Raw genomic sequence first — 26,597 nt, 5'->3', positions numbered from 1 at the left:
ATATGGCGAAAGAGGAAATCCGCACCGTCTGTCCCTACTGCGGGGTAGGGTGCGGAGTGATTCTGGAAGTCGAAAATGAGCGTATCGTCAAGGTGCGCGGCGATACCGCACATCCTGCGAATGGCGGCCGTCTCTGCACTAAGGGCAGTTCCTGCGACAAGCCTCTCCTGTCCGACCAGCGACTGCGTCAGGCTCTTGTCCGCTCCGGTCGTGCCGAAGAAGCGGTTCCGGTTCCCATGCAACAGGCCATCGCGACCACAGCGAAACGCCTGCGGACCATTCTCGACGAGCATGGTCCGGACGCCATCGCTTTCTACGTCTCGGGGCAGATGTCTCTGGAGGCGCAGTATCTGATCAACAAGCTGGCCAAGGGGTTTGTGCGCAGCCAGTATATTGAATCCAATTCCCGGCTCTGCATGGCCGCCGCCGGAACCGGTTACAAGCTTTCGCTTGGAGCGGATGCTCCGCCGGGCAGCTACGAGGATTTCGACTGCACCGACCTGTTCTTCGTCATCGGCGCAAACATGGCCGACTGTCATCCCATCCTGTTTCTACGACTGATGGATCGCAAACGAAGTGGCGCCAGACTGATCGTTGTCGATCCGCGCCGGACAGCCACAGCCGAAAAAGCCGATCTTTATCTTCCCATCCGTCCCGGAACCGACCTCGCCCTTCTCAATGGACTGCTCCATCTGCTCGTCAAAAACGACGCCATCGACAGGGATTTCATCGCACGCGCCACCACAGGGTGGGACGCCATGGAAGCTTTTCTTGAGGACTACGCGCCTGAAACCGTAGCGGAGATTACAGGCCTGCCTGCCGAGGACATTGTAACGGCGGCCCGCTGGATCGCGGAAGCCGGTGAATGGATGAGCCTGTGGACCATGGGACTGAACCAGAGCATCACCGGCACATGGAACACCAACGCAGTGTGCAATCTTCATCTGGCTACCGGGGCCATCTGCCGACCCGGTAGTGGTCCTTTCTCGCTCACCGGACAGCCCAACGCCATGGGCGGACGCGAGATGGGCTATATGGGCCCCGGTCTGCCCGGCCAGCGTAGCGCACTGGTCGCATCGGATCGGAACTTTGTCGAAAAACAATGGAACCTTTCCCCTGGAACCTTGCGTGATACAGGCGGTGACGGGGCAATCGCGATGTTTAAGGCGATGGAACAGGGAGAGATCAAGGCGTGCTGGGTCATCTGCACCAATCCTGTTGCGACAGTCGCCAACCGCAAGCATGTGGTGCGCGCTCTGGAAGCCGCGGACTGTGTCATCGTGCAGGACGCGTTTGCGGACAGTGAGACCACCCGTTTTGCCGACATTCTGTTGCCTGCGACGCTGTGGGCGGAAAGCGACGGCGTGCAGGTCAATTCCGACCGCACCATGACACTTGCCCGACAGGCTGTGCCACCACCGGGGGAAGCGCTGGCGGACTGGGACATCATTGCCCGCGTGGCCTGCGCCATGGGATTCGAGCAGGATTTCACCTTCACATCCGCCGCCGACGTGTTTGCCGAAGCCAGCCGGTTCACCAACCCGAAGACAGATTACGATATTGCGGGCGTCAGTCATGCCCGCCTGCGCGAGGGACCCGTGCAATGGCCCGCTCCGGCTGGTGACACGCATCCCCGGCATCCCATACGCTATCTTCCGCCCGATGGTGACGGTCCTGTCTTTGCGACAGCAGATGGCAAGGGGGTCTTTTTCGCCCGCCCATGGATGCGGCCGGAAGAATGGCCGGATGACGAATTTCCCTTCGTGCTGAACAGCGGTCGCCTCCAGCACCAGTGGCACACACTCACCAAGACCGGACGGGTAGAGAGTCTCAACCGTCTCAATCCGGGGCCATTCGTCGAGATCGGAAGTGAGGACGCCGCCACGCTTGGTCTGACGAAGGATGATACCGTGCGCATCACCTCCCGGCGCGGACAGATCGTTCTTCCCGTGCAAATCTCGTCACGCGTGCGTTCCGGCACCTGCTTCGCTCCCTTTCACTGGAATGACAGGTTCGGGGAGAACATGACGGTCAATGCCGTCACACCGGATGCCGTCGATCCCATCTCGTTGCAACCCGGCTTCAAGGTCTGCGCCGTCGCGCTTGAGCGCGTGGAAAAACCGGCCCAACCCGCCTCCGTGAAACCGGACAAGGAAGGATCTCACACCATGACCTTGCGGTCTCTCGTCACCCATTTTGGTCTGGATTCTTCGGCTTCTGTTCCCCTCCCTTCCCTGTCCGAAGAGGCGCGGGCATGGTTGTCCGGTTTTCTTGAAGGGCTGAAAATCGCGCCACCTGAACCGGGTGAGCTTCCCGCCGTCCCCGCCTCCGCGCCCCTGCCACCACAGACGCGGACTCATCTCAGCGGAATTCTTGCCGGGCTGTACAGCAGGACCCGAACGGAAGTCCCCGCACAGGAGGACGCATCACCATCTGCCTCTGCCATCAATGTGTGGTGGGCTTCCCAGACCGGACGGGCAGAAGGACTGGCTGCGACCATTGTGACATGGTTGCGCGAGGCCGGGCATCCGGCAGAGGCGAAGTGTCTGGATGACTGGGAATGCGGACATCCCGTTTCCGGTACGGTGCTGTTTGTGGTCTCCACTTTCGGAGATGGCGATCCGCCAGACTGCGCTGCGCCCTTCTGGGATGCGGTGAGGTCGCAGGAGACCTCTTTGCCCGACCTGACCTACGCCATTCTGGCGCTGGGCGATTCGTCCTATGCCAGCTTCTGTGGATTCGGGCGGGCGCTGGACGGACGACTGCGCGAACTGGGTGCAACACCGCTTCTGGAGCGTGTGGAATGCGAACCCGATTTTGAAGACACGGTCGAGGCGTGGCGCGGCACCCTGCTGACGACACTCAACGGGACGACTGCTCAAGCAGCCCCCAGCGTCGTCGAAGCTCCGCAGATCGTGGCGGGCACACGGGATGCGCCGGTCGTGGCGAGGCTGAGCATCAACGAACGCCTCTGCTCATCCGGCAGCGAACGGGATACGCGCCGTATCGGTCTTGATCTGAGCGGAACAGAGCTGACATGGGAGACGGGAGATGCGCTAGGCGTGTGGCCCTGCAATACAGCGGAAAATGTAGAACTCGCTCTGCTTGCTCTGAAACTTCCCGAAGATACCCCCATCGTTCTGAGGGGGCATGGCACAGTCGGATTGAGAGACGCGCTGATGCGTCATCTGGATCTGTCGCGGCCTAATCCGGCCATGCTGGCAGCTCTCGGTGGACGAGAAGCAGGTTTTCTGCCTGAACTGCTTAAGGGAGCGTCTCTGTCAGTCACAGCTCAGGAGGTACCTTCCCTGTTCCGGCGCATGCAGCCACGCCTCTATTCCATCGCGTCTTCACCGCAGATCACGGGCCGAGTGGTGGAACTGACTATGGGCGTCAATTTCACGCCTTGGCCGGGTGTATGCTCGAACTGGCTTGCCGGGCTGGAAGCAGGCCATGAAGTGCCGGTCTTTACCCAGCCCACAACACATTTCCGGCTGCCTCAGGATAACACAACGCCGGTGATCATGATCGGTCCCGGCACCGGAATTGCGCCTTTCCGCGGCTTCCTTCAGGAGCGCGCCGCCCGCAAGGCGTCCGGGCGCAACTGGCTTTTCTTTGGCGAACGCAACGCTGACGAAGGATTTTACTATCGTTCCGAACTGGAATCCTTCCAGACTGAAGGCGTGCTGACGCGACTGGACACGGCTTTTTCGCGGGATCAGCCAGCGCGGATCTACGTGCAGGATCGTATGGAGGAGGCAGGTGGGGACGTGTGGAAGTGGTTGAATGACGGTGCTTCTGTCTATGTCTGTGGCGACGCCAGCCGGATGGCTCGCGACGTGGATGCCGCCTTGCGCCGCATCGTGGCGCGTCATGGCGGCCTGTCCACAGCAGATGCAGATACGTTCGTGACGAACCTGACACGCGAAGGCCGCTATCTGAGGGACGTCTATTGATGGGAGACGGACGTCCTGCACTGGTTGTTCTCGTCGCGGACGCCAACCCCAGACGCGGTTCTGCTTTGTCGGAAACCCTGCGTGGCGACAGTTCACTACGTGTTCTGACGGTTCCGGCGGAGATGGCCCTGATTGACGCTGTACAACTGCACGCTCCTGATGTCGTGCTGGTGGATATGGCGAGAGCCGACCGTGATGCGCTGGACAGTATCCGCGCCCTGTCCCAACCCGCTCAGGAACGTCCCATAGCGCTGTTTGTCGATGAAGACGACGCCGCCCTGATGGAAACGGCCTTCGATACAGGCATCTGTTCCTACAATGTGGTCGAGACACCACCGCGTGACGTCAAGCCGCTCCTGCGCGCCGCCATCGCGCTCTATTCCCGTTTCCGTCGGACACGTGAAGAACTGAGCGAAGCCCAGCGTATCCTTGCCGAGCGCAAACTCATTGATCAGGCCAAGAGGTGTTTCATGAAAAACGAAAAAACAAGCGAAACCCAGGCTCATCGCTGGCTGCAACGTCGGGCCATGCAGACGTCCCGTCGCATTGCGGCTGTTGCAGAGGAATATCTCGCCGCCCAGAAAAAGGATGACCTGTCGTGAATGCCCCAATCCGCATCGGTGTATTGCGACTGGCCGACAGCGCGCCCGTCATCATGGCCCACAGGCAGGGACTGTTTGCCCGGCATGGTCTGGAAACCGAGATCGTGGTCTCTCCTTCGTGGGCCAATATTGCCGATGGTCTTGCATGGAAAAAACTCGATGCAGCCGTAATCTTTTGCCCGCTGGCGATGATGACGGCGCTGGGCAGACGTGGGCATGACGCCTTCCTGCGTCCTCTGACTACGATCAGCCGGGGCGGCAATACGATCATGTTGAGGGGCGTCAATCCGGTTGAGACGATCTGGCATGCTGGATCACACGGACGGCGCGCCTTTGATGTCTGGCGCAGCAGCATCGGACGACGTCCACGTATTGCCGTCGTGCATATCTATTCCACCCATCTCCTCATTCTCAGACGATTTCTGAAAATGATTGATGTGGACATGGAAAGCGATATTGAACTCGTGGTCATGCCGCCAGTCGACATGATCCATGCTCTCTCTGAAAAGAAGATCGATGGCGGATGTGTCGGTCCGCCATGGGGTGCGGAAGCAGAAAGGCTTGGTGTGGCTTTCCGGGTCGGAGGTTCGTCCACCGTGTTTCCTGACCATGTCGAGAAAATCATGGTGACTTCCGGAGGACTGTCCTGTTCCGAAGAGCAGGCGCAGGCGATGACACTCGCCCTTCAGGAAGCCATCACCTTTTGTCAGACGCCGCACTATCAACAGGACGTCACCGCTGCACTCGCAGCTCCCCTTCCGGCTGGAGGTCTCGCGCTCCCGGCAGAGGCTACGCGTTCAGTGCTCCCCGGAGGATCGGAGCAAGAAGCGATCAACTTTGTTGCCGGAGCACTTCAGAAACACGATATCGAGTGGATCATCAACGATATGGTGGCTCTTGGATGGCTGGAAAACTCTGAACAACAGACACTTATGCGCTGGAGTGCATCCAACACAATGGCGTCGGCCCCTTTTATTCCGCTCTGATTTTCGGACACGCAATACCAGAGGCTTTCCGCCATGCTGTTCAACTTCGAAATGGACTTTGCTGATTCATTACGCTGCATCCCCATGATGGTCAGGATGAAGCTCGATCTGTGCGGCGTAAAGGTCAGTCTCCGGCAATGGAGCCGTTTCACACGGGAAGATCGGACGGCGCTCTTGGCCCGTCCGGTGGAAAACACTACGCAATGTGAGATGTATCGGGCCTTTCTTGTTGACCTCATCAGACGACGCGCTGAAGAAGAACCCGCATTTCTTCCCCCGTCTCCATCCAAGGCATGGCAGGAAGCTGACGACATACCGCAGAGTATCCGGTTAGCGGCGGCCTCTCATAGCGTAATGACGCCGACTTTGCATCAGTGGAACCATCTTTCCACGTTGCAACGCTTCGCACTGCTCAAACTCACGAGACCGGGACATGAGAATCAAAATTTCGTTCCAGCCTTAAAAGAATTTTTCGAGAGGAATGATTGTTAATTTTTTCACAGTATTCTGTGAATTATGCTGCTGATATATTCTTTGAAATGAGAGACGAGATTTTACGCTATATGGATGGCGAACATATATTCATGAGTGTTCAGATTATATCCAGTTATCCAGGCACTCCATTGATTCTATTGGCGTTAAACCTCCGATACACCAATAAGTTGCCTCTTTCCTACATATAGAAGATCGATCAGAAAAATATTTATCCCCTTGAAATTCATTGGGGAGCACCAACAGCACAACAGAGAAGAACTGGCACCCTGATCCATATAAAACTCATTCGATGATACCCATGTACATCTGATAAAATTCATAATACACAACAAAAAATATTCAAATATCATCACACCATAAACGTTCTATTTCCTTTGAGATTTCTGAATTGCATTTTCGAGCAAAGAAGCACGGCGATGAAAGAATTTCCGGCAAATCGTTCTTATTCAATTTCCGCAGATCAATAGGCTCAAAAAGTTTTTGTCTCAAAGTCCGGTCGGCAGGAACAGTCTTTTTAATATAATGCGTTCCCTGCTCAGTCGCACCCGGAAGTATTTTACAAAAATCTTCTCCAGACTGGCGTAAATATCGGACATATAAAGTATTAAAGTAAATTTCATCGGGAGCTAAACTCCATCTTAGAATATGATCTAAATCAGGATGAGATTTTACAAACCATTCTGCGACCGCCCTGCTTGCGGCAAAAAACTGAGATCCCCGCCAAAGATCTGACAACGAAACTTTTCTCTCCAAGGGAATTTGGCTGGATATTTTTTTATAAAAATTCCACACTCTGGAATGAGCAATACTTTTTTTGGGATTGAGAATCTCAACATCGCATGGTTGAAATTTTGTTACAGAATAGCGACCAAATCCTTCTGATGATAAATTCTCTGGATCAATTTCACCCCATACAGAAAATATATTCCCATTACTGCGCAACAACTCGTCATTGATCTGAACAGGAATCTTTATTGGAAAACACGATCCACTTATAAGAACAAAACGATCACTTCCTGTATCTTTGAGCGCTTCGTGAATTAAGTTTTTCATAGCATGCACCATGGAAAACCCTCCCCAATTCACTCTCACTCTGTTTTTTATAAAAACAATTCTATCATCTTGAGAAAACAAATCATTATTATCAATTTCCACTTTTCCATCAAGATGAATATAAATAACAGATCTAACGTCAGACAAAAGAGATTTAATTAGTAAGTTTAACTGCGCACCAATCTCATGGGCCATAATCATATACGATATTTTTTCTTCTTTTATATTTACATTTTTATTTTTTAATAAATCTATTTTTTTAGTGTTTTTGGGAGATTTTTTATATACATGAGTAGGCTTGATTTCAAGAAGCCCGTAAAATCGGTCATATTTCGAGTGTTTTTTTCTATAATCCGTATCGATGTCATCTCTTTTTTGCATACGCTTCACCAAAAGATCATTAATTATTTATCTTTTCTTTACACTATACCAACAAGAGAATGAATTAGCATTACATAACGAATCATTTCTTTGATGTATCTTATTTGTAAATTCTGAAAAACAAATTATCTCTTTTAAGAAAATGAGATTAATTTTTATTTAATGATACAGAAACAAATTTCTATATACAATTACAAATAATATTTCCACTTTATGGGAACTTCTAAATTTAAGCGGAATCTCTGAATTGATTTAACTGCATGTTTTTACGTTTTTTCTAATAAAAGAAACTATCTTTTCTTATAGGTGGCAACCGACGCAAACCTCCGGTCTTCGAGCTTTTTAATGAACGGATCGGCGTCATAAGCCTTGTCGGCGATAAAAGTTTCAGGATCGCCTTCACCCAGAAGAAGTTCTGCTCCTGTGAGATCGTCTCTTTTCTCAGGTATCAGGAAAAGATACCATAACTTTTCCCGCAACAGCGACAATAACATGAATTTCCGTGGTCAATTCGCCACTGGCCCAACCCAAGGCCTGATCCGCTTCTCTTTTTTTTTCGAACTCTGCAGTATGTTGATGAACAGGGACAATCTACTGTCCAGCGCTCACACCATACCTTCGCATCCGACCCTACGGCGTCCCATCAGTTAAAGCCTGAGTGTGATGCATGAGGGTTGTACCTTCTGACTTCCTGCTGAGACTGTTTCCCTGTTTTTTGGGAAGGCAGACAGAATGCGGGATTACTCCGGTCATCCCGTCAAAGAGCAACAGAACGACACGAGGGGAAACGGACTTCGTTCTTTACAGGGAGGGAGATCTTATTGATCAGTTCTTCAATAAACTTAAGCAGTTCCTCGGCATAACAACCTGATAAGACAAGTTCAAATCCACTTGCCTCTCAGCCGTTCAGTTCGTCTCAATCGTCATTCTGCTTAACTGACGACACGCCGTAACCGAACTCCAAAGCTGCCCCTTGTCGAGCCCCATGAATACATGTCGGCCAGTGGACAAGAACCGAAGATCAATTGGAACGTGGAAACCTATCCATAGGATTGCTCTGGCTCCTGCATATGGCGATAGTCCCGGTTGGATTTCGCGTTACGTCACCAGCGTTCTGTGGTTCATTCGGAGAGACTACCGCGACCCCAATGCCCCTACTTGATTACGCATTCCTTCCCGCCTGTAGAAAACATGGACCACCAATCCCGGGAGCTAAACACCAAACATCCTAATTTCAGGAAGAGCCCCGTCATACCTCCAATCACACCGGGAATGCTGACCAGGATGCCACCACAGCGTGACGTTCAGGAAACTGTCAGCTTCATCTGATAGACTGAAGATCAACTCATTCTCATGACAAGACAGAAAGCCGACTGAATTTCATGCATGTTCGCCATGCCGCTCATCAAGACCGCAGCAGGAGAGTTTCAGTAAGCGTCAGAACCGCTGCCGTCAGATATCGGAGGCGGATTCTGGCGCTTTTCTGCCTTTTTGCTGCGCTTCTACAGCCCACATTGGCGGCGGAAAACGAACAGATCATCACAATGGAAGCGGCTGCGCAGGCCAACGCCGCCCTGACAGTCTCGGCAGTGCAATCTGGCGTGCTCGGAAAAACTCTCGACGCAATGGGAACCGTCATGTCCGAGGCGAGCCGCGTCGTTCGCATTCATCCGGCAGGCTCCGGAAAAGTCATGACTATAGCCGTTGTTCCCGGACAGCACGTCCACAGGGGCGAGGTTCTTCTCACATATCAGGACCATTCCCTGCATCTGGTCCGCCTTGAAATGGCCAGAGCGCGATCGGCGCTGGCGACGGCACAGGCGGCCTACCAGAACGCCGCCGCTTCCTATAACCGGGGTCATATGCTCGAAGGAGCAGCGGTTGCTGCTGGCGAGACCAAGCGTCGTCTGGCGGTATTGCAGGCAACAAAAAACGATATTGCCGCCCGGCAGGCCGATATCGACACGCTGAACCATCAGCTCAGAGAGGAGTATAATTCCGTTACGGAATCCGACAGGGTCCAGACCAGCACATCGGATGAGACATCAGCGATCATCGCGCCTGCCGCTGCGGAGGTGCAGGACGTGTCCGTCGGTGTTGCGGACGATGTCTCTCCTGCGACGGAACTGATGACCCTGTCCGACATCTCCTCCGTCTGGATTATCTCGGACATTCTCCCGCAAGACGCCGCTCAGGTGGTGGAAGGCGGCGAGCAGACCACGGAACTCGTGTCGGACGCGGGAAGGACGTTGCTGACATCGAAGATAACGTCGGTGGGTGACATGGCGGACCCGACCACGGGCCTCGTGCGTGTCATAAGCGTGGCCCCCAATCCGGATGGCCGCCTTCATCCCGGCCTGTTCCTCAATACCCACCTACCAACACGCGAAAAGACGGCAGGCATCATTGTGCCGGAGAGCGCTGTCACGGACATCAACGGCGCAAGCACCGTGTTTGTGCCGGTGGGTCCAAACCGGTTTCGGCCACAGGAAGTGCATGTCGGTGCTACGGGCAATGGACAGAAAGTCATTACCTCCGGCCTCTCCGCAGGAGAGCGGATCGTGACGCACGGCGCATTCGCCCTGAAGGCGGTGATGCTGGTGTCAGATATGGATGACGGAGACTGAGAACACCTCATGCGCAGCTTTCTCGTCGTTCTCCAAACCCGACGCTGGCTGGTTCTCGGGGTGCTTGGCCTGATTTTCATCGCCGGATGCGTCGCCGTGCGCGGCCTTCCTGTCGAAGCCGTGCCGGACATCTCCCCCCAGCAGGTGCTTGTATCCGTCGTTGCGCCGGGCCTCGCCACGGAAGAAGTCGAGCGGCTCATCACCTTTCCGATCGAGGCCAGCATGGCGGGCATCCCGGAGATGACGGATCTCCGGTCGGTCTCCCGATCCGGCGTCTCCGTGGTTTATCTCCAGTTTGCCGACGATACGGACATCAATCTCGACCGCGCCCGGGTACAGGAACGGCTCCAGCAGGCCAGAGAAGCGATATCCGTGCCCGGAATCAGCGTGAATATCGGACCGCTAGCGACAGGCCTCGGCGAAATCATGCAGTTGCAGATCAAGGGCGACGGTTATTCGCTAATGGATCTGAACCGTCTGATGACATGGACAGTCGCGCCTCAACTGAAGCTGGTTCCGGGTGTCGTGGACGTCAACGTCAATGGCGGTGCGGAACAGACCTTTCAGGTGGCCCTCGATCAGGCCCGCCTTCTGGCGCTCGGTGTATCCGTCGATGATGTTTTCCGGGCGGTGGACGGCAACAACTCCGCATCCGGCGGCGGCTGGATCGAACATGGTGAGGAACAGCAGATTGTCGTCGGGCGTGGCCTGATTGGTTCGCTCAACGATTTCGGGTCTATCCCGGTCCGGACCAACGCCAACGGTTCCGCCATTTTCCTGCGGGATGTCGGGCGCATTTCCATGGGACCGAGAACACGGCTTGGCGCCGTCACGCGGGATGGTCAGGGCGAAATCGTCATCGGCGTCATCATGATGCGCATGGGAGCGAGTTCCGACGCTACACTGGCCGCCATCAATGCGGCGCTTCCGGATATTGGCCGATCGCTTCCCAAAGGTGTGACGCTTGATCCCTACTATGTCCGCTCGACGCTGACAGACAGCACCATCAGAACGGTCAAGGAAAACCTTGTCGTCGGAGCGCTTCTGGTAATCGGCGTCCTGATCGTGGTCATCGGTGACTGGCGGGCGTCACTGGTCATCGCCTCCGTCATTCCGTTTGCGCTCGTCTGCGCCATGACCGGGATGCGCTGGTTCGGAATTTCCGCCAATCTGCTCAGTCTCGGCGCCATCGACTTCGGGATGATCGTCGACAGTTCGCTTGTCGTGGTGGAAAGCCTCATGACCCACCGCGCCCGGGATCAGGCCAGCGGGCAAAAGACGCCGCTGGTCACGCTTGCGATTTCATCGGCGTCGGAAGTGCTACGGCCCGTGAGCTTCGGCATTCTTGTCATTGTCATGGTCTATCTGCCGATCCTGACCCTGCAGGCCATTGAGGGCAAGATGTTCCGGCCCATGGCGCAGACAGTCATCATGGCTCTGCTGGCCTCGCTCTTCTACTGCATCGTCGGCGTGCCGGTGCTTGCAGCGCTGGTGATGAAATCTGTCGGGCGTCACGATGATACACGTCTGGTCGCAGTTCTTCGTCGTGGATACGGCCCTCTCCTGAACTGGTGCGAGCATCGACCCCGGATCCTTTTCGGCACGACGACGGTCATTTTTGCATTTTCCATCTGGGTCGGGTTGCATCTCGGCGGGGAGTTCATTCCCTCTCTTGGCGAGGGCGCACTGACAGTGACAACGACACGACTGCCCAGTATCTCACTGCCTCAGGCATTAAAGGAAGTCGGCATTCAGGAGCATATCCTGCGCCGGTTCCCCGAAGTGACCGCCGTTGTCAGCAATACGGGAACCTCGGCCATCCCGACCGATCCAATGGGGGTCAACGAGACAGACAGTTTCATTTTCCTGAAACCGCCTTCCCAGTGGACCACGGCACGGACACAGGAAGGACTGGTGACGGCGATGAGCCGGGCACTGAGCACTGAGTTGCCGGGCGTGGCGCAATCATGGAGCCAGCCCGTAGAAATGCGGATGGATGATCTTCTGGCCGGTGTCCGGAGCCAGATTGCCGTCTCGATCTATGGCGATGATCTCGACACACTCGCCCGGTTGGGAGACAGGGTGGCGGCCGTCCTGAAAGCCATTCCCGGAGCAGCCGACGTTGCGCCACAGGGCAAGGGAAGCCTTGCGTTCATCCATATCGATATAGACCGCAGACAGGCTGCGCGCCTTGGCATCTCACAGCAGGAACTTCTGAATGTGGTTGAAGCGGTAGGCGGCCATATCGGAAAGCCCGTCACGGTCGGCGACGCTCTGATCAGCACGCAGGTTCGTTATGATCCGGCTCAGGTCGGCACACGGGACCAGATTGCTCGCCTCCGGATACGTCGTGCGGACGGACGCGGCGCGGTTCTGCTTTCGGAGGTGGCGAAGGTCACGGTGCAGGACGGCCCACCCCGCATTGGTCGGGACAACATCCGCCGTCGTCTGATCGTGCAGGCCAATGTGCGCGGGCGTGATCTGAGTTCTTTTGTGACGGCAGCCCAGAAGGCCGTCAGCACGAAAATCCGTCTGCCTGCGGGCTATCGCATTGTGTGGGCGGGACAGTTCCAGAATCTCCGCTCAGCCATGGCGCGTCTGGAAGTTGTCGTGCCGATCGCTCTGGTGCTGATTTTCGCCCTGCTTGTCGCCGCCCTGAATTCGGTGTGGCTGGCCGGTCTTGTTTTCATCAATCTGCCCGTCGCCGCGACAGGCGGGATTCTGGCGCTCGCGCTTCGCGGCCTGCCATTCAGCGTCTCGGCCGGGATCGGCTTTATCGCTCTTTTCGGCGTGGCGGTTCTGAACGGCGTGGTGCTCGTCACCGCCATAAGCTCCCTGCGTCTGGCGGGCAGAAGTGCGTCGGAAGCAGCGTTCGAAGCGGCGAAAGAGCGTTTCCGTCCGGTCATGGCGACCGCTCTGGTGGCCAGTCTGGGCTTCATTCCCATGGCTGTCTCGACCAGCGCCGGCGCTGAGGTCGAACGACCTCTGGCTACAGTTGTGATCGGAGGACTGATCTCCTCGACCCTTCTGACGTTACTTGTGCTGCCATCGCTCTATGCTCGTGTCATGAAAAATCGCATCGCATGAAGATCCTGATCATCGAAGATGAAAGCGCGCTTGGCTCGGCTGTCAGAGACCGCATCCGGCAGGCGGGGCATGTCGCCGACTGGTTCAGAACCCTCTCGGATGCCCGTGCGGCGCTGCAGGCCTCCTCCTATGATTTCCTGCTACTGGATCTCGGTCTTCCGGATGGCAATGGGCGGGACCTGCTGCGGGACATCCGTCGCGATCGTTCGCCTCTGGCAATTCTGATCACGACAGCCCGGGATCAGATCAGCGACAGGATCGCGGGATTATCGGACGGTGCGGACGACTATATCGTCAAACCCTATGATCTGGATGAACTCGTCGCCCGTATCGAGGCCGTCGCCCGACGTTATGTGGCTCTGCCAGACAATATCGTGACGACTGGTGATATCGAGATTGATCTGTCCCGGCGGCAACTCAGACGTAACGGACAGGATGTCGATCTTTCCGCACGGGAATGGGCCATTGTCGAGCTTCTCGCCCGTCGACCGGGGGCGCTATGCAGCCGTGAGCAGATTGAAGACGCTTTGTATGGTCTCAGCGATGATGTCGAGAGCAACGCTATTGAAGTTTTTATCAGCAGGATACGCAAGAAAACAGAAGCCGGTCTGATCGTGACGGTCCGTGGTCGGGGTTACTGCCTTGCAGGAACGACCTCACGATGAAGCGCTGGAGTCTGGCGTCCCGCATCGTATCCGGGACACTGATTGTCGTGCTGGGCGCACTGGTGCTTCTCAGTGTTCTTGTCGCGGCCTTTACCCGTTATGAAGTCACGGAGCGTCTCGACAATTCCCTGCAGGAAGTAGCGGAGCGTCTGGAGTTCGTCATTGGTGAACTGGATAAAAGTGACCAAGGCTCCGTCACGCCGGGAGGACAGGTCGCTCGCCTGCCCGGTGTGAACCGGCGCACCCTGGCCTATCAGATTGCTTCAACGGATGGTCAGCTTGAGGTCCGGTCGCAGAATGCGCCGGAAACATTGTTTGTTCCTCATCTGGAAACGGGGTTTTACAATCTTCCCGAGTTCCGGGTGTATATCGCTCCTTCTCTATCCGGCCATCATTATATTCTGGTGGGTGAGCCGACTTTCCACAGAAATGAAGCGGTCAGGCGGGCTATTCTGATTTCAGTTCTGCCGATGGTGATCTTCTTCCCGGCCATCTGGCTTCTGGTCCGGTGGCGTGTGCGCCGCGCCATGCAGCCTCTTACAAGTCTTCAGCATGAGATCAGAAGCCGGGGCGGCGCAAATCTGGCTCCTATCCCGCCGCTGGATCTGCCCGAAGAGCTTGTCGCGATCCACTCTGCCGTCAATCTCCTGCTGGAGCGCCTGAAAATGGCGCTCTCGACCGAACGTGCGTTCGCCGCCAATGCCGCCCATGAACTCCGGAATCCGATCGGGGCGCTTCTGGCGCAGGTACAGATTCTGAGAGGCATGCTTCAGCATTCGGAACATGAAGAACGCGCGACGATCATCATGCATCAGGCCCGCAGGATTGGCCGGATGATGGAAAAGCTGCTTCAGCTATCACGCGTCACATCAGGGATCGCCCTCACGGAAAACAGATTTGATCTGGTGCCTGTCATCCGGTTCCTGGCTCAGGAACTTGAGCGGGAAAAAGGTCAGATTATCGAACTTTCGGGAGCGCCTCACCTTATGATACGGGGCGACATGGATGCAGCGGGTATCCTGTTTCGCAACCTTCTGGAAAATGCAGTGCTTCATGGCTCCTCGCTACAGCCAGTAAGTCTGGCTGTCACAGAAGACTCTGAAGTCCTGATCTCCAATGACTGTGATCCGCTCACACCGGAGACTTTACAGGATATGGAAAAGCCTTTCGTGAGAGGCACGACAGATGCGGAGGGAAGCGGCCTCGGTCTTGCAATCGTTCGGCAGATCTCGCTTCAGCTTCGGGCAGATATCACGATCACCTCTCCTGCCCCGGGTAGGACAAGAGGCATTATCGTTTCCGTCCGGTTCCCGCCCGATGAGACCTCAGCCGGCATCAGAAACCAGATGTAGAGAGATATGGTTCGCTGCTTTTCATAGCTTCATGTTGAGAGACGGAATATCATCAACGAACCAAGGTGTGGACTTCCGTGTTTCGACGCTTGAGCAGATCCATATCGTCTGTTCCCTGCTCTCTGAGCTTTTCGACGACGGGATATTTGTAGCTGTCGGCATGCGATAAAGATATTGACGTGGTCTGATCAAAGCAGGGATGCCCGTCTCTTACCCGGACGTCAGGAAAGAGCTAGCACCTTTCCCAAAAACTGCGTAAGCTTTGGCACTCACGACGCCTGCTCCGTTCTCTTTTGCCTTCCTTATGATGTTGGAGAAAGAGACAGAGCAGACCCTGAACGATCACTTGCACACAATTATAGAGACATATAAAAACAGGAAAATAATCATTAGTGAATAAAAATGTCTCTTTTATCATTAGATTCTGCAAGTATACCTCAATCCGTTAGTTCAAATGTAAATATAAAAGATGCTAACGGCAATGCGCTTATCCCATATCATGTTAAAATAATAAACTCGCGACTATCAGAGGCGTGCACTTTCAACGCAACTATACCTATAGATACAAAATACAACAGCATTCCATTTTTTGAAGATGGCAATTCCGTTGATATTTATGCAAAAACTACTTCGTCCGGGTCTGGAAATACAACCAGTGAAGACAAATTGTTTTCCGGAAAAATTGACAGATCAACTTTTAATCCACCAAAACGGATCCTAAATTTATCCGGGCGGGACTGGTCAGCCAGCCTCATAAATTATGAGATATCGGGCGAGTCATTTTTAAACATGACAGCATCCGATGCCATAAGCTACCTCGCAACCCAGGTAGGACTATCAACAGACATTGATAAAACATCTGGTTTTATTGGCCAGTTTTATCAATACGAACATAAAGCACATGGCCTCTCCGGCATGCACAGATATCAGACTGCGTGGGATCTGTGTGTCGGCATGCAGCATGAATATGGATATGATCTCTGGGTTGATAACAAAACTTTATATTTCAAAAAAAGGCAGGAAAACGATAATATCGTCAACCTGGAATGGAACAATCAGACAGAAAATTCCGACAGTTATCAGAGAGCCATTCTTGATATAAATTTACTGAGCAATCAGATTTACTCTGAAGATATATACGTAAAAATATCTTCGTGGGATGCTCGCCAAAAAACAACACATTCTGCACAATATCCAGAGGACATCACCTCCGGACATGCTTTCAATTTCACTGCACCCATTGGAACAACGACAGACCAATGTAAAAATCTCGCTCAAAGACGATACAATGAGATTATGGCTCATGGGAAGAATGTAGAATTACATCTCCACCCTTATTTAAATATATCTACAAGGCAGCTTGTAAAACTAAATGGCACAGGAACTTCTTTTGATTCTGTAGTTTATACCGTTGATCAGGTGATCATTGAATATAGTGGGAAATCGATAACGAAAAAGGCAATTCTCCGCCCTAGATAGACAGAGAAGATCAACAAAATGACACAGCTGCATAATTCCATAAACATGCTTATGCATTCGCATATGAACAGAATTGGACGTGCGAAATTCGGCATTGTGAGCGCATTGGATTATAAAAATGGGTTGGTAAAAGTACGATTACAACCAGAAAATTGCGAAACTGGATGGATATGTGATGCAGCAATCTCTGTTGGAGAGGCTACCATTTACTCTCCATCACCTGTAGGAACGCATGTTTTTGTTGATACAGCCCATGGAGATGGGGATAATTATGTCGTTGTAAGCCGTGTTTTTGATTCTACGACACCGCCACAAACATTTACCTGTCTGGACAATCAGCCTGTCTCAGTCGGGCAGTTTGGTATAAAAACAGGAAATATTGAATTTTTTGTCGATAAAGGTGGAATCAAAATAATTTCCAATGTCGAAATCACTGGAAATGTAACTGTTTCTGGTGATGTGAAAGCATCAGGTATTTCGCTTGCAGATCATACACACTCAGGGGTGAAGGCCGGCACAGATTCCACAAGCCCACCACAATAAAACAATGGTTAGGATATAATAAAAATGTCCGATATATCTCATACATTTGGTTATGATATAGATATTTCAGAAACTGGTGATCTGGCCATAGTGTCTGGTTCCGATATTGGAAAACAACGCATTACGCGACGCTTATGCACCAACCCAGGTGAGTATATTTTTTGGACTGACTATGGAGCCGGTCTTCCGCAACGGATAGGAAATACTGATACATTAGGTGATATTACATCTGTTATATTAGAACAAATGAAAATGGAATCGGCAATTTCAGAATCACCCACTCCCTCCATAAAAATGTATAACTTAACTGATGGAACAAAAAAAATCAGTATACAGTACTCCGATTCAACAACGGATGAAACCACGTTGATGGAAATTTAGCATGAATCTATCTTTACAGAATTTTTCAACATTAGTTTCAAATTCATGCACGGCGGCCCAAAGCGCATGCGCGTCATTGATGGATTTCACAGCAGGTTCAGTTTCAAGATCAATATTTGAAGCCAATGCGACAGTTGCACTCTGGATACAATACTTAATTCTTCAAACCTTATCTGTCACAAGGCTTGGAACATCGTTTGGAGATGACGTTGATTCCTGGATCGCTCAATTCGGAATTTCCCGCCTACCCGCAGCTTCCGCCACCACGACAGAAACATTTATCAGTTTAACTCCCGACTCTTCATCGGCAACGGTGCCTGTCGGGGCCATCGTCAAATCATCTGACGGAAGCATACTGTTTTCTGTAACAAAAGATCAGACAAATCAATATTGGTCGGAATCATCAAACGGTTATATTCGTCAAAATGGCGTTGCATCCATTACGTGCCCTGTAGAATGTACTGTGGCAGGATCTGTCGGCAATGTCATGTCTGGCGTTCTCAATACCTTAGGAACCCAAATCTCCGGGATCGACACCTGCACAAATCTGTCAACTGTCAGTAATGGCTATGATGAAGAAACAGATGAATCCGTAAAATCACGTATTAATCTATGGTTTTCCTCACTATCATCAGCAACTTTATCGTCCATAGAATATGCGATAGAGAGCACTTCGCCAAATATTTTCTATCAGATCATAGAAAATAAGGATCCCTCTGGTTACTATAGGCCCGGTTTTTTTTATGTAGCTGTTGATGATGGATCTGGTGACATATCACTGGACAATATCAATAAAATAAAAACCTCCATAGATGCCGTTCGTGCTTGTGGCGTGGAATTTTCTGTTATTCGATCAACTACAATTTCTGTATCGGTTGTTGTTCCCATCACAGTACAGACTGGAACAGACACGACGAGCATCGAAAGCACGATTACAACCAGTATATCCGATTACATCAACAGCCTGACAGTGGGCGCTGTATGCAGCTACACAAAAATATCCAGTGTCGCTTTTTCTGCTGCCGAAAATATCGTGGAATCCATTGGAGTCATAACTGTCAATCAGCAATCCGTTGATGTCGGCGGCCAGACTGGCAGTGTAGTCCGGTTAAAAGATATTGAATTTTCTGTCTCTTATACTTAAGGAAAGACAATGGCTACCGGTGACAATGAAGATATTTTCAAACGCATTCGCTCAACATTACCTCAGTCATGGTTTCCTTCATCATCCGAAAATGCAACTCCTGTACTCGATGGCATCTTAACCGGACTGGCATGGCCCTGGGCTATGCTTTATAGTCTTCTGGAATATACCAACAACCAAACCCGCCTTGATACCAGCAGTGGGAATTTTATAGATCTGGCTGCATCTGATTATTTTGGCAGCACCTTGCCGCGCCTGACTAATGAAAGCGATTCATCGTATATAAATCGAATAAAACAGGAGTTTTTCGTCAAGCGTAATACGAGAGAAGCCTTTGAGGCGGTAAAAGCTGCAGATAGCACTATCGAAAAAATTACTGAACCGTGGAGTGCCGTAGATTGTGCCTGTTATGGGCGTGATCAATACGACGGCGCCAGTCTTTGCTATGGGTCAAGAACTGCTCCCGGGACAGTTTTCGTAGAAATTTCCAAAGATGCGTCGCTTTCTGTAGTATCCCATGAACTGACTGATATAAAATCAGAGGGAACGGATGTCGTCCTTGTAGTCAACAATTCCAATTGATCCGTATCTCACATTATACAAAATCAGAAACGGGGAAAATAACCAGAAAGCAGACCCCTTTTTCAGGGCGTCCAGGCTGGGCATCGAGAATCTTTAATTCCGCATTGTGCAGACGTAAAATCGAAGCCACAAGACTCAAACCCAGACCGCTGCCTGGAATATGTCGACTTTTATCAGACCGGTAAAAGCGTGATAGAACAGCCTGCCGCTCGTCGGGCTGTATACCTATGCCTGTGTCTTCGACTGCAATGAAAGGATGATGGCCGGTCATACTGACGGAAATCCGGACCCGTCCTCCCGCAGGCGTGAATTTTATTGCATTATCAACGAGGTTTCCTAGCATTTCGATCAGAAGATCCCTGTCACCATTTACAGAAATCTTTTTCTCTGGACAAAGCCCCAGAAACTCAATGCCTTCACTCTCCGCAATAGGCTCGTAGAGATCAACGATATCATACACAAGCGCCGCCAGATCTATCTTTGCAAATGCAGCACGTCCCTTGCTGTTATCTATCTCTGTCAGCCTCAGCAAAGCGGTAATAATGGAAAAGCATTGATCCAGATTGCCGATGGCACGTTCAATGACAGCCCGCAGATCTTCTGCTGATAAAGCCTGCGGCCCGGAAAGGGCTCTTTCCAGCCCCACACGCACGCGGGCCAGAGGTGTGCGCAGATCATGGGCAATATCATTGCCTACACTCCGCATGTCACGCATGAGCTGTTCCAGTCGGTCAAGCATCCGGTTGACGCTACCGGCAAGCCGTTGCAACTCATCCTGCTGAGTGCCGGCAGGCAGCCGTTCATGGATATCACCCTGCATGATCAGGTCGACAGCCTCATGCATTTCCTTCACCCGGGTCAGAGCCCGGTGGCTCAGCCAGGTTCCCGCCAGCAAGGCGAAGAAGACGATGGGGACTAGAGTGACAAGCGAAGCATGCCGGAGCATGAGTTTCTGCTCATCCAGAACATGCAGGCTACGCCCAAGGACCAGAATATGCCCGTCCGGCGTACGTGCCGCGAGGAACCTCAGCGTGTAGGGACTTCCCTCCTCCGGCTCCATCACAATATTATGGAGTTTGCCATCCGCGACCAGACCGTCAGGCCATGTGCGCAATTCGCCCGCGATGGGCTGATGGGACGCCGTAAAAATCCCGGCCTCATTAACGACAAGTCTCAAATCATCGGTGGCGCGCTCACGGATGACATACTCCAGGTGCTCCGGCGTCATCGCCAGCAGCAGCTTCATTTCTCCATTCAGAACCTGACCGGATCTCCGAAATTCGAATGATGTCATCTGGGTGTAGGTCAGACTGAACTGCACGACGATGGTGCCAAGCATCGCCAGAGCAAACGCCAGTCCCAGCTTGAAACGGGCCGTACGAAACAGAGCCAGCCGGTCACTCTGAAGAAGTTTTTTCAGCAAGATGGTCCTAATCCGAAGACTGAAGGGTAAAACCCGCTCCCCGAATACTGTGAATCAGGGTCTGTTCGCCGGGAGCATCCACCTTGCGGCGTAATTTCCCGATATGCACATCCACCAGATTGGTCTGGGGGGTGAACCGATAATTCCAGACTTCCTCAAGAAGCATCGCTCGTGTCAGAATCTGTCCCGGACGACGCATCAGATACTCAAGCAGGCGGAATTCTCTTGGCAGCAGTTCGATTTCACGATCATCGCGCTTCACCGTGCGGTCAATGAGATCCATCGTGAGAGGACCAACACGCAAGATGGTCTGGCGCGTATCGTCCGGACGACGCAGCAGCGCTTCAATCCGCGCAATCAGTTCCACCATGGCGAACGGCTTTGTCAGATAATCATCACCACCCGCCTTGAGACCATTCACCCTGTCATCAACGGCTCCGAGCGCGGACAGGACCAGAACCGGGGTCCGTCCACCCTTCTGTCGAACCGTCTCAATCAGGGAAAGCCCATCAAGTTCAGGCAGCATACGATCAACGATCATGACATTATACTGGCCGGTAAGCGCCTGCTCCAAACCTGCGCTCCCCGTTTCCGCGACGGTCACGCAGAAATCACGACTTTTCAATTCTGCTGAAATCTCTTCAGCAATATCAGTGTCATCCTCAACAAGCAGAACCCGGATCTCTTCGGCGCCATCAAGCGATGTAACGGTCATATCTGTCATCCTTCACCGATGCCCTGCACATGCTGACCTGACCACTAAAATCCTTTTCAGAATCAATCCGGGCGCCACACCCCAAATCATTCCATCCCTGTGCAGGAAAATGTTCTTGATGCTCTGCCTCATCAATTCCAATTCTTGCATCGGGAGCAAATCAACATTGTGAATAAACGATCGACATCCTCACGAAGACTATCGGCAGCCAGCCTGTAGAACTTCCGTCCCATCCGGATGACCTGCACATCACGATCTGCGGCAGACGATCGTTCTTTCATGACACAGCGTTTTCTCATCCACCCACGACAGGAAAGCCGGCAGCAACAAAGACACCCATCTGCCGCCAACGCATTCCGAGCAACGAAGCTTCAAAGTGATGATGCAGAAAATGTATCGCACTGCCTGATATCACCAGAGCTGAGCCCCCGGCGGAACCATGTGACACGCTGTGCGGAAGTGCCATGTGTAAAGCTGTCCGGGACAACATAGCCCTGCGTTTCTTTCTGAAGCCTGTCATCGCCGACTGCCGCCGCCGCGTTCAGGCCGGACTCCACATCACCATTTTCCAGAATATGTTTGGCGTCGTCGGCACGCTTTGCCCACACGCCCGCAAAACAGTCGGCCTGCAATTCCAGACGGACCGATTGGCTACCCGCACCCCGTTGAGCCGCACCATACTGTTGGTTCATCTGCTGCATGATGCCCAACTGATTCTGAACGTGATGCCCGACCTCGTGCGCCACGACATACGCACGGGCAAATTCACCACCCGCGCCGAGGCGATCCTGCAACTCCTGGAAGAAACCAAGGTCGAGATAGACTTTCTGATCAGCCGGACAATAGAACGGACCTGAAGCCGTCTGTGCATAGCCGCACGCCGAGTTGGTGCCGCCGCTGAAAAGCACCAGATACGGCGCATGATAGGTTTTCCCCATCTGCGAGAAGTAACTGGTCCAGACATCTTCCGTGGAAGCGAGCACACGGGCAATGAACTGCTTCTGGGCGTCATCGGCCGGAGAAGGCGCCTGCGCTACGGTCTGGCTGTTTTCCGTGAGATTAGCGCCGCCTTCCAGAAGATTCAGAACAATCTGCGGGTCGACGCCAAAATAGAGCGCCCCAAGGATCAGCACGACACCACCAATGCCGCCGATACGCAGTGGCATGCGACCGCCACCCCCAGAACCACGCACATCTTCAATATTGGTGCTCTCGCGTTCATCATCCAGACGCATGGATACAGGCTCCGTCGTATCAGTTTCAGTTTCTCTGTATCACTTATCAACGTTATTGAGGAAAGGCGCCTTCGCTTTCCGCTCAGCCGGATTGGTCTTCTGGCGTCATCTCTGAAGAGACGCATTACGGCGAGCCGGGCGATCATGCGCGAACCCGCATATTCCTTGAGAAAGACAGTCACGATCCGCCCCTCCTGACTGGCGGATCGTGCGCGAACCTCTTTTATCCCGGTGGACATGAGTGTGCGCGATAACAGGCATGTTTCCTCTTGCATTCCGATTTTCAGCACCCATATCCTTCAACAAGATCAAGACCATGGCCGCGCTGCCTCTTTGTAGGGGCGCCCTTCATGGCCCTGACCGTCGCCTCACTTCAAAGGGACAAACAGGAATATGGACATCCAGAAATTTACCGAACGGAGCCGTGGCTTTCTTCAGGCCGCGCAGACGATTGCGCTCCGTGAATACAATCAGCAGCTCACGCCGGAACACCTGCTCAAGGCGATGCTGGACGACAATGAAGGCGCTGCCTCCTCGCTGATCAAGGCCGCTGGCGGCAACCCGCTCGGCGCACTTTCCGCTGTGGAAGAAGCGCTCGCCAAACTCCCGAAAGTTCAGGGAGGCGGAGCCGGTCAGCCGCAGGCTACCCCCGATCTCGTGCGTCTGCTCGACAACGCCGAACAGGCTGCCCAGAAGGCCAATGACTCGTTCGTGGCGCAGGACCGTCTCCTCGTCGCGATTGCAGCGTCTGACACAGCGGCAGGTCGCGCTCTGAAAGACAATGGCGCTTCTGCCGATGCGCTTGAGAAAGCCGTCGCCACTGTGCGCAAAGGCCGCACCGTCACCAGCGAGAACGCCGAAGCCGGGTTCGACGCGCTGAAGAAATATGCTCGCGACGTGACCGCCGTGGCGCAGGCAGGCAAGCTTGATCCGGTCATTGGCCGTGACGAGGAAATCCGTCGCGCCATTCAGGTGCTCGCACGCCGCAGCAAGAACAACCCCGTCCTGATCGGTGAGCCGGGCGTCGGCAAGACCGCCATCGTGGAAGGTCTGGCCCAGCGTATCGTCAACGGTGACGTGCCGGAGGCGCTCCGCAACAAGAAGCTGCTTTCTCTCGACATGGGCGCGCTGATCGCCGGTGCGAAATATCGCGGTGAGTTCGAGGAACGCCTGAAGGCGGTTCTCAAGGAAATCGAGTCCGCCGAAGGACAGGTCATCCTGTTCATTGACGAAATGCACACGCTTGTCGGCGCGGGTCGTTCCGATGGCGCGATGGATGCGTCGAACCTCATCAAGCCCGAACTCGCACGTGGCACGCTGCACTGTATCGGTGCGACGACGCTCGACGAGTATCGCAAATACATCGAGAAGGACGCGGCGCTCGCCCGTCGTTTTCAGCCGGTGTTTGTGGGCGAACCTTCTGTGTCCGACACGATCTCGATCCTGCGTGGCATCAAGGAGAAATACGAGCTCCATCACGGTATCCGTATCGCCGACGGCGCGCTTGTCGCTGCCGCCACGCTGTCGAACCGTTACATCACCGACCGCTTCCTGCCGGACAAGGCCATCGATCTGATCGACGAGGCCTCCAGCCGTCTGCGGATGCAGATCGACAGCAAGCCGGAAGAACTCGACGAACTCGACCGTCGTGTCATCCAGCTCAAGATCGAGCGCGAAGCGCTGCGCAAGGAGGATGACTCCGCCAGCCGCGAGCGTCTTGAAAAAGTCGATGCCGAACTGGCCGAGCTGGAAGAGAAATCCGACGCGATGAACGCCGCCTGGCATGCGGAAAAAGACCGGGTCAACGCTGTTCAGAAGCTCAAGGAGCAGCTGGACGAGGCACGGTCTCAGGTGGAAGTCGCGCAGCGTAAAGGCGATCTGGGTCGCGCTTCGGAGCTTATGTACAGTACCATTCCGCAGCTTGAAGCCAAGATCACAGAGGCCCAGAACGAGGAGCAGACCAACTCCGCCACTGACCTTGTCTCACAGGCCGTCACCGAACAGAGCATTGCCTCCGTCGTGTCCCGCTGGACCGGCATCCCCGTGGATCGCATGGTCGAAGGCGAACGCGCCAAGCTGCTCCGCATGGAAGATGAACTGCGCAAGCGGGTCGTTGGTCAGGAGCCCGCGCTCAAGGCCGTGGCCAGCGCCGTGCGCCGCGCCCGCGCCGGATTGCAGGACCCGAACCGTCCGATCGGTTCGTTCCTGTTCCTCGGCCCGACCGGCGTCGGCAAGACCGAACTGACCAAGGCGCTCGCCGAATTCCTGTTCGACGACGAAAAAGCTCTGCTCCGCATCGACATGAGCGAGTTCATGGAGAAGCACTCCGTGGCCCGTCTGGTCGGCGCGCCTCCGGGTTATGTCGGATACGAGGAAGGCGGCGTTCTGACCGAGGCCGTGCGGCGTCGTCCGTACCAGGTCATCCTGTTCGACGAGGTGGAGAAGGCCCATCCGGATGTCTTCAACATCCTGCTTCAGGTGCTTGATGACGGTCGTCTGACCGACGGTCAGGGTCGCACGGTGGACTTCCGCAACACGCTGATCGTGCTGACCAGCAACCTCGGTTCCGACGTTCTGGCCAACCAGCCGGATGGCGAAACCACCGACATGGTGCAGGCTCAGGTCATGGAAGTCGTGCGTGCGCACTTCCGTCCCGAGTTCCTGAACCGTCTGGACGAAATCGTCCTGTTCTCGCGGTTGCAGAAGAAGGACATGGCGCGGATCGTGGATATCCAGATCGCCCGCCTCCAGTCGCTGCTGACCGACCGGAACATCGTGATCAAGCTGGACGATCTCGCCCATCAGTGGCTGGCGAACGAAGGCTACGATCCGGTTTACGGCGCCCGTCCGCTCAAGAGGGTGGTGCAGCGGAGCCTGCAGAATCCGCTCGCGGAACTGCTGCTCGAAGGTACGATCCACGATGGCGAAGAGGTCAAGGTCTCTGCCAATGGCGACGGCCTGATCATCAATGGTCGCGAGGCGGCGACCGTTCTCGCCTGATCGCCCCGTTGAATGACCTCCTGAAAGAGGCTCCCGTTTTCGGGGGCCTTTTTCTTTTGGGGAAGCAGCAGGTCTCGTGAAGCCTGTGTGTGCAGGAACTGTATTCCTCATCGGTCTCTTGCGTCTTCGTCCGCAGTCTGGGAAACCGGCCTCCTTCATCGGCGCGACAGGAACTCCTTCTCATGATCGAACGCTATACGGATCACGCCGCGAATGAACGCACCTTTCTCGCCTGGATACGGACGGCGCTGGCGCTGGTCGCTTTCGGCTGCGTTCTCGCAAAATTCGATCTGTTCCTGCGTCTTCTGGCCGCACAGCACGCCATGCCCCTCCATCAGTCCTTCGCGTCCACCTCGCAGGTGGGTATCCTTACTGTGCTGGCGGGCATTCTGCTGCTTCCGGTTTCTTACTGGCGTTTCTGCAAGGTGAGAACGGCGCTGAATGAAACAAAATCCATGGATATTGCTCTGGCGAAGGTCGAGGGCGTCCTGACCATTGTCCTGATCGCCCTCTGTCTGGCCGTGTTCGCCGTGCTGCTGCCTGCCGTTACAGGCTGACAGCCGGATCGCCTTTGTGCGGAGCGTGGTCAGCGATAGACCATTCCTCCATCGATCAGAATCGCCTGACCAGTCATGTAATCAGAATCCGGTCCGGCAAGATAGGACACGAGCGCCGCGACATCATCGGGCGTTTCCGGGCGACCAAGGGCTATGCCTTCCACATATTTATTGAAGGTTGCTCCTTTTTCAGCCCCTGTGAGCTGGGCAAAAAGACTGTCGATTTCGACGCGGATTTCTCACACTTGAGGCAATTTCGGGTCATTTTGTAGAATTCAGTCATCCCACAGGAGCCCGATCTGGAATATTGACGATATTCTGCTTCTGGCGGCGG

The 26,597-nt window shown here is 53.8% G+C and carries 20 protein-coding genes and 1 pseudogene; 15 read left to right on the top strand and 6 right to left on the bottom strand.

Features of this window, described 5'->3' with window-relative positions; translation table 11 throughout:
- Positions 1-2: 2 nt before the first annotated feature.
- Genes GVI59_RS13085 through GVI59_RS13070 form a run of 4 tightly spaced genes read left to right on the top strand, consistent with a single transcriptional unit; the run spans position 3 to position 6,036 of the window.
- Entirely contained in the window at positions 3-3,956 is a 3,954-nt protein-coding gene (locus tag GVI59_RS13085; RefSeq protein WP_173574658.1) for a bifunctional nitrate reductase/sulfite reductase flavoprotein subunit alpha, read from the top strand.
- A complete protein-coding gene (locus tag GVI59_RS13080) occupies positions 3,956-4,558 on the top strand; it encodes an ANTAR domain-containing response regulator (protein ID WP_173574657.1) in 603 nt (200 codons plus the stop codon). Before GVI59_RS13085 ends, GVI59_RS13080 begins: the two co-directional genes overlap by 1 nt.
- On the top strand, positions 4,555-5,544 hold the full coding sequence (locus tag GVI59_RS13075; RefSeq protein ID WP_173574656.1) for an ABC transporter substrate-binding protein: 990 nt from the start codon (positions 4,555-4,557) through the stop codon (positions 5,542-5,544). Before GVI59_RS13080 ends, GVI59_RS13075 begins: the two co-directional genes overlap by 4 nt.
- A 33-nt stretch (positions 5,545-5,577) precedes the next feature.
- Complete coding sequence (locus GVI59_RS13070) at positions 5,578-6,036, top strand: nitrate reductase associated protein (RefSeq protein ID WP_173574655.1); 459 nt, start codon at positions 5,578-5,580, stop codon at positions 6,034-6,036.
- Between the two features lie 342 nt (positions 6,037-6,378).
- On the opposite strand, the gene GVI59_RS13065 is transcribed toward GVI59_RS13070, so the two are convergent.
- Complete coding sequence (locus GVI59_RS13065; protein ID WP_242013102.1) at positions 6,379-7,473, bottom strand: beta-1,6-N-acetylglucosaminyltransferase; 1,095 nt, start codon at positions 7,471-7,473, stop codon at positions 6,379-6,381.
- A gap of 290 nt (positions 7,474-7,763) precedes the next feature.
- On the bottom strand, positions 7,764-7,967 hold the full coding sequence (locus GVI59_RS13060) for a hypothetical protein (RefSeq protein ID WP_173574653.1): 204 nt from the start codon (positions 7,965-7,967) through the stop codon (positions 7,764-7,766).
- Positions 7,968-9,017: 1,050 nt separating this feature from the next.
- On the opposite strand from GVI59_RS13060, the gene GVI59_RS13055 reads away from it, so the two are divergent.
- The 9 genes from GVI59_RS13055 (at position 9,018) to GVI59_RS13015 (ending at position 19,333) form a co-directional block, all read left to right on the top strand.
- Positions 9,018-10,100 carry an efflux RND transporter periplasmic adaptor subunit gene (locus GVI59_RS13055; protein WP_242013096.1) on the top strand — a complete coding sequence of 361 codons (1,083 nt, stop codon included), beginning with the start codon at positions 9,018-9,020 and terminating at the stop codon, positions 10,098-10,100.
- 9 nt (positions 10,101-10,109) lie between these two features.
- Positions 10,110-13,187: an efflux RND transporter permease subunit gene (locus GVI59_RS13050; RefSeq protein WP_173574651.1), complete on the top strand. Its 3,078-nt coding sequence runs from the start codon at positions 10,110-10,112 to the stop codon at positions 13,185-13,187.
- Entirely contained in the window at positions 13,184-13,852 is a 669-nt protein-coding gene (locus GVI59_RS13045) for a response regulator transcription factor (RefSeq protein WP_173574650.1), read from the top strand. Before GVI59_RS13050 ends, GVI59_RS13045 begins: the two co-directional genes overlap by 4 nt.
- Positions 13,849-15,204 carry a sensor histidine kinase gene (locus GVI59_RS13040; protein WP_173574649.1) on the top strand — a complete coding sequence of 452 codons (1,356 nt, stop codon included), beginning with the start codon at positions 13,849-13,851 and terminating at the stop codon, positions 15,202-15,204. The genes GVI59_RS13045 and GVI59_RS13040 overlap by 4 nt, the downstream gene beginning before the upstream one ends.
- A gap of 402 nt (positions 15,205-15,606) precedes the next feature.
- Positions 15,607-16,683, top strand: a complete 1,077-nt coding sequence (locus GVI59_RS13035; RefSeq protein ID WP_173574648.1) for a hypothetical protein — start codon at positions 15,607-15,609, stop codon at positions 16,681-16,683.
- An 18-nt stretch (positions 16,684-16,701) separates the two neighbouring features.
- Positions 16,702-17,226, top strand: coding sequence for a hypothetical protein (locus tag GVI59_RS13030; RefSeq protein WP_173574647.1), 525 nt, complete (start codon positions 16,702-16,704; stop codon positions 17,224-17,226).
- Positions 17,227-17,250: 24 nt separating this feature from the next.
- Entirely contained in the window at positions 17,251-17,607 is a 357-nt protein-coding gene (locus GVI59_RS13025; RefSeq protein ID WP_173574646.1) for a phage tail protein, read from the top strand.
- A 1-nt stretch (position 17,608) separates the two neighbouring features.
- Positions 17,609-18,751 carry a baseplate J/gp47 family protein gene (locus tag GVI59_RS13020; protein ID WP_173574645.1) on the top strand — a complete coding sequence of 381 codons (1,143 nt, stop codon included), beginning with the start codon at positions 17,609-17,611 and terminating at the stop codon, positions 18,749-18,751.
- Positions 18,752-18,760: 9 nt separating this feature from the next.
- Positions 18,761-19,333, top strand: a complete 573-nt coding sequence (locus GVI59_RS13015) for a hypothetical protein (protein ID WP_173574644.1) — start codon at positions 18,761-18,763, stop codon at positions 19,331-19,333.
- 13 nt (positions 19,334-19,346) lie between these two features.
- On the opposite strand, the gene GVI59_RS13010 is transcribed toward GVI59_RS13015, so the two are convergent.
- From GVI59_RS13010 to ypfJ, 3 genes are all read right to left on the bottom strand, one after another.
- Entirely contained in the window at positions 19,347-20,672 is a 1,326-nt protein-coding gene (locus GVI59_RS13010; protein ID WP_408736624.1) for a sensor histidine kinase, read from the bottom strand.
- Between the two features lie 91 nt (positions 20,673-20,763).
- Positions 20,764-21,471, bottom strand: coding sequence for a response regulator transcription factor (locus tag GVI59_RS13005; RefSeq protein WP_173574643.1), 708 nt, complete (start codon positions 21,469-21,471; stop codon positions 20,764-20,766).
- Positions 21,472-21,842: 371 nt separating this feature from the next.
- Positions 21,843-22,706: a KPN_02809 family neutral zinc metallopeptidase gene (gene ypfJ / locus GVI59_RS13000; RefSeq protein ID WP_173574642.1), complete on the bottom strand. Its 864-nt coding sequence runs from the start codon at positions 22,704-22,706 to the stop codon at positions 21,843-21,845.
- Between the two features lie 393 nt (positions 22,707-23,099).
- Here ypfJ and clpB point away from each other — a divergent pair, with 393 nt between their 5' ends.
- Entirely contained in the window at positions 23,100-25,706 is a 2,607-nt protein-coding gene (gene clpB, locus GVI59_RS12995; RefSeq protein ID WP_173574641.1) for an ATP-dependent chaperone ClpB, read from the top strand.
- Positions 25,707-25,888: 182 nt separating this feature from the next.
- Positions 25,889-26,263 (top strand): YidH family protein, encoded by a 375-nt coding sequence (locus tag GVI59_RS12990; protein WP_173574640.1) that lies wholly within the window; start codon positions 25,889-25,891, stop codon positions 26,261-26,263.
- 29 nt (positions 26,264-26,292) lie between these two features.
- Here GVI59_RS12990 and GVI59_RS12985 read toward each other — a convergent pair.
- Positions 26,293-26,493: pseudogene (locus tag GVI59_RS12985) on the bottom strand (SDR family oxidoreductase); the annotation flags it as partial.
- Between the last annotated feature and the right edge of the window lie 104 nt (positions 26,494-26,597).

Source organism: Acetobacter sicerae, assembly GCF_011516765.1.
Lineage (GTDB): Bacteria > Pseudomonadota > Alphaproteobacteria > Acetobacterales > Acetobacteraceae > Acetobacter > Acetobacter sicerae.
Note: the sequence above shows the minus strand (reverse complement) of the source record. Positions and strands in the feature narration are given on the sequence as shown.

Bases quoted from the DNA above. Each gene is read 5' to 3' on its own strand.
- GVI59_RS12990 (WP_173574640.1), top strand. From the start codon at position 25,889: ATGATCGAACGCTATACGGATCACGCCGCGAATGAACGCACCTTTCTC.
- GVI59_RS13065 (WP_242013102.1), bottom strand. From the start codon at position 7,473: ATGCAAAAAAGAGATGACATCGATACGGATTATAGAAAAAAACACTCG.
- GVI59_RS13030 (WP_173574647.1), top strand. From the start codon at position 16,702: ATGACACAGCTGCATAATTCCATAAACATGCTTATGCATTCGCATATG.
- GVI59_RS13045 (WP_173574650.1), top strand. From the start codon at position 13,184: ATGAAGATCCTGATCATCGAAGATGAAAGCGCGCTTGGCTCGGCTGTC.
- GVI59_RS13040 (WP_173574649.1), top strand. From the start codon at position 13,849: ATGAAGCGCTGGAGTCTGGCGTCCCGCATCGTATCCGGGACACTGATT.
- GVI59_RS13085 (WP_173574658.1), top strand. From the start codon at position 3: ATGGCGAAAGAGGAAATCCGCACCGTCTGTCCCTACTGCGGGGTAGGG.
- GVI59_RS13060 (WP_173574653.1), bottom strand. From the start codon at position 7,967: ATGTTATTGTCGCTGTTGCGGGAAAAGTTATGGTATCTTTTCCTGATA.
- GVI59_RS13050 (WP_173574651.1), top strand. From the start codon at position 10,110: ATGCGCAGCTTTCTCGTCGTTCTCCAAACCCGACGCTGGCTGGTTCTC.
- GVI59_RS13035 (WP_173574648.1), top strand. From the start codon at position 15,607: ATGTCTCTTTTATCATTAGATTCTGCAAGTATACCTCAATCCGTTAGT.
- GVI59_RS13025 (WP_173574646.1), top strand. From the start codon at position 17,251: ATGTCCGATATATCTCATACATTTGGTTATGATATAGATATTTCAGAA.
- GVI59_RS13005 (WP_173574643.1), bottom strand. From the start codon at position 21,471: ATGACCGTTACATCGCTTGATGGCGCCGAAGAGATCCGGGTTCTGCTT.
- GVI59_RS13070 (WP_173574655.1), top strand. From the start codon at position 5,578: ATGCTGTTCAACTTCGAAATGGACTTTGCTGATTCATTACGCTGCATC.
- GVI59_RS13020 (WP_173574645.1), top strand. From the start codon at position 17,609: ATGAATCTATCTTTACAGAATTTTTCAACATTAGTTTCAAATTCATGC.
- GVI59_RS13080 (WP_173574657.1), top strand. From the start codon at position 3,956: ATGGGAGACGGACGTCCTGCACTGGTTGTTCTCGTCGCGGACGCCAAC.
- ypfJ (WP_173574642.1), bottom strand. From the start codon at position 22,706: ATGCGTCTGGATGATGAACGCGAGAGCACCAATATTGAAGATGTGCGT.
- clpB (WP_173574641.1), top strand. From the start codon at position 23,100: ATGGACATCCAGAAATTTACCGAACGGAGCCGTGGCTTTCTTCAGGCC.
- GVI59_RS13055 (WP_242013096.1), top strand. From the start codon at position 9,018: ATGGAAGCGGCTGCGCAGGCCAACGCCGCCCTGACAGTCTCGGCAGTG.
- GVI59_RS13010 (WP_408736624.1), bottom strand. From the start codon at position 20,672: ATGCTTGGCACCATCGTCGTGCAGTTCAGTCTGACCTACACCCAGATG.
- GVI59_RS13015 (WP_173574644.1), top strand. From the start codon at position 18,761: ATGGCTACCGGTGACAATGAAGATATTTTCAAACGCATTCGCTCAACA.